Annotated in this window: 2 protein-coding genes and 1 pseudogene; 2 read left to right on the top strand and 1 reads right to left on the bottom strand. The window is 42.4% G+C overall.

Annotation, left to right across the window (positions count from 1 at the left end; all coding sequences use genetic code 11):
• Nucleotides 1–185: pseudogene (locus RM811_RS23995) on the bottom strand (hypothetical protein); the annotation flags it as partial.
• Between the two features lie 99 nt (nucleotides 186–284).
• Here RM811_RS23995 and RM811_RS24000 point away from each other — a divergent pair.
• Both RM811_RS24000 and RM811_RS24005 read left to right on the top strand, forming a co-directional pair.
• Nucleotides 285–608, top strand: a complete 324-nt coding sequence (locus RM811_RS24000) for an ArsR/SmtB family transcription factor (protein ID WP_402529398.1) — start codon at nucleotides 285–287, stop codon at nucleotides 606–608.
• Nucleotides 609–1,584: 976 nt separating this feature from the next.
• Nucleotides 1,585–3,909 carry a hypothetical protein gene (locus RM811_RS24005; RefSeq protein WP_402529400.1) on the top strand — a complete coding sequence of 775 codons (2,325 nt, stop codon included), beginning with the start codon at nucleotides 1,585–1,587 and terminating at the stop codon, nucleotides 3,907–3,909.
• Nucleotides 3,910–4,937: the final 1,028 nt, after the last annotated feature.

Here is a 4,937-nt window from a genome sequence, read left to right on the forward strand (position 1 = left end):
CAAGCGTAGGGAACACAGGGTTCCTGAGAAAACCCTGACTCATCAAAGTAGAAGAGATTAATAAGTCCTTTGTCTTCTGCTTCCTTGGCGTCTTTGAGCGCAGTCTGGCAACGTTCAAAATGTTCCTGGTCGCGCTTATGAGAATAAACAGGACATCCATAAATTCGACCGAATAAACAGGACATCCATGAGAATAAACAGAGTAAATAAACAGGACATCCATAAATTCAGGGCGAAAGCTTAAGTAGAACGTTAGTTTAATCTAGACGAATAGAAATTTATGGATGTCCTGTTCCTTCTTTCTGATGCCAGAATGTCTTAAAAACCTTATCGGGCTCCACGAGGCGGAAGAGAAGGAGCTGGCGGCATACGCAAAAGCCATGGGGCATCCTGCCCGGGTGCGGTTGCTGCGGATACTGGCCGGTGGTGTCTGCCTCGGGTCTGATCTGGTGGATCAGATAGGCCTGGCACAGTCCACTGTTTCGGAGCATCTGCGAGTGTTGCGGGCAGCGGGGCTGGTGCATGCGGAGGTGCAACATCCCCGTACCTGTTTCAGTCTGAGGCCGGAAGCCCTGGTAAGGATGCGTGAGTTGCTGAACGACTTTTAAGTCTGATCTGGCTAATGAATATATTGTCGGAATGATCCTGCTGGGTATGGTTCATACCATTAAACCGTTGTCTATTTTGGGTTTAATCCTGACGGTGGTGTTGCTGTTTGGTTTCCAGGCACCCCGGATTCTCTGGATATTGTGCTGATCGCCATTCCCCTGACGATTCAGACTATTTCGATCAACAGGCTTCCGAAATAACCGGAAGCTGCCAACAAATCAATATTTTTGCAGTGAAATTCAAAGATATATTTATGCTATGCAATTGGTTTCTGCTATTTTAATTGTAGTTAATCATGAGTGTGCAGACGTTTGGTGACATTTTATAAATGTCTTTGTCGTATTGTTTAAAAGTAACTGTTCAGAGTCAACATCTTGTGTCGTCTAAGTAATAAAATATCTGCATGCTATATGTTGATTAACGGGGTTTTAGTGCCTTTTTATGTTAAATCAGTGTAAGTGTATTGTCTTAGGATGAACATTAGGGATGTTTTCTTATGTTGCAAGGACTTTAGAGCTGACAGGGTATCTGCTTAGCCAATATCTTGTATTCGATTACCAATAAATGGGGTTCGATATTGCCAGCTTTTTATTAGAGAATCTTTCAAAAAAACTTGAAGCTAGAGGGAAACTGCTTGGTTCATACTAAGAGTGTGTTGTTACTTTTATGACTTTGGTATAACTCAATTTATAACGGTTTTGAATGTATTAGTGTACTGAATGGTTGGTTTGGATTGTTCGATTCCATTGGGTCGACTAATTAGTAAAAGAGTCTGAGTGGGCTGTGTTCTGCTTAAAGTTGAAGGTAGAAATGTTTGAAAATCTATTGCTGATGGTCATAAAAATTAACTTTCCCTTAACGGCAATATGGCTGTCTAAGTGAATATTGAATTAATTTTCTCATTAATATTTAATTATAGAAATATATTAGGTTGAATTGTATATGCATGTCTCTCCGTCAATTACTAGTATTTCTATGTCAAATAGAGAAGCTGACTCGTCTCCTTCGATTAATAGCGCCGGGGCGGAAGATTCGAGCCGCAAAACACGGGAGCAGTTGGCATTCGATTTCAGGAAAGTAAGTAGCCTGGGTACTGAGAGGGGCAGGTTGAATTTACAGACCGTACTTAGTGGTGCCAAGAATGCAATATCGGAGATTTCTCGATTTAATATTAGCCAGCCATTTATCGATCTGGCTAATTATATGCAGCTTCCAGATGATCCATGCCTCTCCTTGATGAAACAGACAATTAACAGGTCTCTGGAGGCGATACAGTCTGATGACATGGAATCATTTCATTCCTTTTCTGGCAATAAATATATGGTGGCAATCAATCAGCAAGTCTTTGGTGATAGTTTTACAAGGATTTTCAACGCTGATATTGAAAATAAGTTCTCCCAAATTATGGGAATCCTGATTACCGGAATATCGACTGTTGGTGAATTGCAATCGGAAACAGAAGACATAGGAAAAAGATTGAAAGCGCTTCTTGATACCCTGAAGTGCGTTAATTATGGAATCTGGCTGGATGATCCTGAAGTAGAACAGAAACTTTTTGAACCACATGTATTAACGCCGGAAACTTTAATGGCTTCAGCAATAATCAGAAGTGAACGACTATATGAATCGGATGATGAAATAATTGATAAAATGCAGACGTCCTGTGAAGAGATGGTAGATTATTATTTACAGCGTTGCGCCATGTCTGTTTATGTCAGATCACGAAAGTTAGAAAAAAAATATGTGGAACATGCTGCGGATTATTGTCAGGATATCGCTGGTTATATAAATACTTCGGCGAAACATTTATCGAATCGTGTGCCCACATACTATCTCTCAATGCTGGGGATAGTGATGCTTGAAAGAAACTATGGTGGACGTCAAAAAACTGAGATGCTCGGGGATTTTCTTAAGGCTCCGGCGCTCAATCTTACTTCTGAAGTGCAAAATAAAGTCGTTGATTATTCTGAGCGCCTTTTTAAGACGGAAAATGTGGAGAAGGTAAGTTTAAAGCCTGCCAATGTCATAACTGCAACAATGGCCTTCACTCTTTATCTTGCGGGTTCTCTGAATCTGCTGATCACGCAGGTTGACAAATCAGATAATTCGAAAATTCTGGATCATTTTATTACTGATTTTATCAAGATGCATGAACAAAAAAAACATTTTGTTGATACCGGATTATTCAGTAACGCTGAGGCGGGTATAGGCGTAGTAGATAGTAGCACAAAAGGTATTATTGATAGAGGTATTCGGCAGGTTGAACGATTTGCCGGTATCACAGCCATTGGTCTTAGAGGCATAATGAATGGAGCTTATGTAATTAAGGATGCCACTCCGGATGTACCACAGCGTAACACTGTTTATAATTCCGTACTGGGAAAAACATTTATACCATTAAGCCTGATTGAAAATTGTGGCTTCAAGGATCACTTGATAGAAAAAAATGAGCAGGTGTTATTAAACAGCTGCCTTGTGAAAAATGTGACAGGAGAACCGCTGACCAGCAACGAGCAGTATTTTTTAGACAGTTTGAGGGGGGGCAACAGCGGCTATAGAGGGAAGTCGTTGGTAACCAAATGGTTTACTCGCGGAACCATGCTGCTCAGCGGCAGTGCCATGTTAACCGATATAGGCTGCGCCCTGACCAGACCGGAGGCATCTTCGGAGTTTTGGGGGCACAGGGTAGCCGGGAATGTCACTCGTCGCCATATTTATAAGGGTGTTGTGCGGCCAATGAGTGCGGTATTGAATCTTCTGCAGGTACTTTGGGTTGGACCCGATTATTCAAGACATGATGTTGAAGCGTTCATTCATATTACCTGTCGTCTGGTTCTGGCAACAGGGCCCCTGGTTATGTGGGAACAGGGAACAACCCTTATGGATACTATTGCTGCAATGATGGATACATGTATTACTGTTGGTGAGGATGCTGCGGCCAGTCGATCACTGAATAAAGGTAAACTTGAAAAAGAGATATTAAAGGCTACCCATGCACTTAAATTGATGGCCCTTGAAAGTGTCGGCCAGAGGGAGCCGGTTGCTGGTCCCGGAGAGGAGAGAAGCGAATCTTCGGATGTTGAGGCGGCGGTTCCCACCGAGGCCATCAACATGAGCAATGCCCCGTTTGGTGAATATCTGGATTTGTTGATGGCTGGTTTGATGAAAAGGCTTGAGCCAGATGAAGTACCAGATGAAATGATAGCGGCTGTAGATCCCTCTGTGGGAAGGGGGGTAAGAAGAAGGCGAAGGCCATCGGAGTTTTCTGGAAGTACAGCCTTTAAATGGACTACCTTCTAAGTCACGGGCGGCAACCAGAGCATTACCACACTTGAGCTACCATTGACGGATACCAATACCGTTCCGGGCATAATTGAACCGGAAATGTTGGTGAAGTTCAGGACACGCTTCCAGGAGAGAGGGGAAACTGTCGAGGCATCTGTCTTTCAACCAATGTCACGGCTGAACGAAGCAGAGTCCTGCAAAGCATTATCAGACATCTATGGAACTGTCCTTTAATAACTTCGTTATTTCAACAAACGCTACCCGCTGCCCGAAAAAGACGGCTCCGCTTGTGCTTGTGCGGGAAGCGGCCTTAACAAGTATCAGTCAAATGCGGAACTTATTCCGGGACAATTTCTTATCCTGGCGAACCATACGACCTGTCCAGTCTACCAGCTCAAGATAACTGCTCAGTGCGAAAGGAATGGCCGTTTCCGGGCTTTTCCCGAGCGTAATGGTTTGAGGTGAGAATACTGCTTTCTGACAGTGTCATTATTAGTATTGCCTTTCTCCACTGGATCTTTTTAATTTATATTTTTTTGAGAGTGCCATTACTTTGAATCAAAGAGAAAAGTTTTCAAATGCCTTTCGAAGCTCAGTAGAATCAACAGGGTAAAGACCTTCCCTTATACGGGTATCAGAAGAAATTCTTCCCTGTATAACATGATACATATTCGCGTGATTATGAGTATTAATTGGGTCATTGCGGATATTATCAAGTTTCCGAAGAGACTTGCCTTTTTGATACATCATAGAAAACGAAGCTATTAGGAAATTAATGAATGGGATGCCACCTTCATAATGATTAGGGTGATGATCCTGGATTATATTAAAGCACTCGAAAATCTTACTGAAAAGATATTTTGCATTACCTGATGTCTATTGATAGAACAGGACTTTTTCATTCAAAAGAATGTGGCTGTGATGATTGCTGCGTTAGCAACGAAGGGAAACCCAATGAAGCCCATTACCATAATTTAATGGGAGGCTGCATTGTTCACCCTGACCAAAAAACAGTCATCCCTTTCGAACCGGAAGCGATAAAG

Origin of the sequence: Endozoicomonas sp., from assembly GCF_031844845.1 — a bacterium.
Lineage (GTDB): Bacteria > Pseudomonadota > Gammaproteobacteria > Pseudomonadales > Endozoicomonadaceae > Endozoicomonas.

Bases quoted from the DNA above. Each gene is read 5' to 3' on its own strand.
- RM811_RS24005 (WP_402529400.1), top strand. From the start codon at position 1,585: ATGTCAAATAGAGAAGCTGACTCGTCTCCTTCGATTAATAGCGCCGGG.
- RM811_RS24000 (WP_402529398.1), top strand. From the start codon at position 285: ATGTCCTGTTCCTTCTTTCTGATGCCAGAATGTCTTAAAAACCTTATC.